The 1,291-nt window shown below is 72.7% G+C and carries 1 protein-coding gene; it reads left to right on the plus strand.

All coding sequences use genetic code 11. From position 1 onward, the window contains the following. Positions 1-469: 469 nt before the first annotated feature. A partial coding sequence (locus tag HW445_RS31340; RefSeq protein ID WP_257231420.1) for an ABC transporter substrate-binding protein occupies positions 470-1,291 on the plus strand: 822 nt, incomplete at its 3' end.

Raw genomic sequence — 1,291 nt, forward strand, 5'->3', positions numbered from 1 at the left:
AGACGGGCGAGGTCAGCAGCAGGAGGAGGGCGGCGGCGGCCCCGGTCGGCGCAGGGGTGCGCCGAGGGGGACGGGTGCGGGTCGGTGGTGACGGGGTGGGCATCACAGGGGGGAGCGTATGGCCGGGTCCGCCCGTTCGCGACCGGTATGCGGCTGAATCAGGCCAGCGCCGACCGAAGAGTGATCGACGGTGACGGCGGCCGGCGACACACCGTGACGGTGCGCGCGGTGTCCCGTTCGGCCCAACGTTGCGCCGGACGGGTGGGATCAGGGGCGGTCCGCCGCCGTGTCGCAGGACAGCGGGGGGTTCTTGGCTTTGAGTGGGCCATAAATCTCATCGGTAAATCGGTAAAAACGATCAAACCCCCCGTTGCCCGGGCGTCGCCCGGGCGCAGCTCGGACGCCCGCGAAGCGGCTCGCCCCGGAGGCAGCAGTGACGTACCACCACCGTGTCGGACCGCGCGCCGTCATGCGCTCGGTCGTCTTCCTCACCGCGGGCCTGCTCGCGGTGACCGCGCTCTCCGGATGCGGCTCCGGGGAGGCGGCGAGCGAGCCGCTGGCCGGCCCCGACATCGCGCCCGCCACCCGCGAACGGATCAAGGACGGCGGCACCCTGCGCTGGGCCGTCGACTCCGTCCCGCAGACCCTCAACACCTTCCAGTCCGACGCCGACGCCGCCACCGACCGGGTCGCCCAGGCCTCGCTGCCCGTCATGTTCCGGCTGGACACCCGGGGACGCCCGCAGCGCGCGCCGGAGTTCCTGGAGTCGGCGGAGGTGGTGGGGACCGAGCCCAAGCAGGTCGTGCTCTACAAGCTCAACCCGGCCGCCGTCTGGAGCGACGGCAGGAAGATCGGCGCCGCGGACTTCACCGCCCAGTGGCACGCCCTCTCCGGACGCAACAGCGCCTTCTGGACCGCCCGCAACGCGGGCTACGACCGGATCGAGAAGGTCCAGCGCGGCAGGAACGACCAGGAGGTCAAGGTCACCTTCGCGCGCCGCTACGCCGACTGGCGCTCGCTGTTCTCCCCGCTGTACCCGAAGGACGTCATGGGCACCGCGGAGGCCTTCAACACCGGCGCCCGCACCGCCCTCAAGGTGACCGCCGGGCCGTTCGCGGTGACCTCGGTCGACCGCCGGCGGGGCAACGTCGTGCTGGAGCGCAACAAGCGCTGGTGGGGCAACCCGGCCAAGCTGGAACGGATCGAGCTGCGCGCGGTGCCGCGCGACAAGCGCACCGCGGAACTGGTCGCGGGACGGCTGGACGTCGCCGAGGTGGACCCCGGCCAGGCC

This window comes from Streptomyces sp. UH6 (genome assembly GCF_013421635.1).
GTDB lineage: Bacteria > Actinomycetota > Actinomycetes > Streptomycetales > Streptomycetaceae > Streptomyces > Streptomyces abyssomicinicus.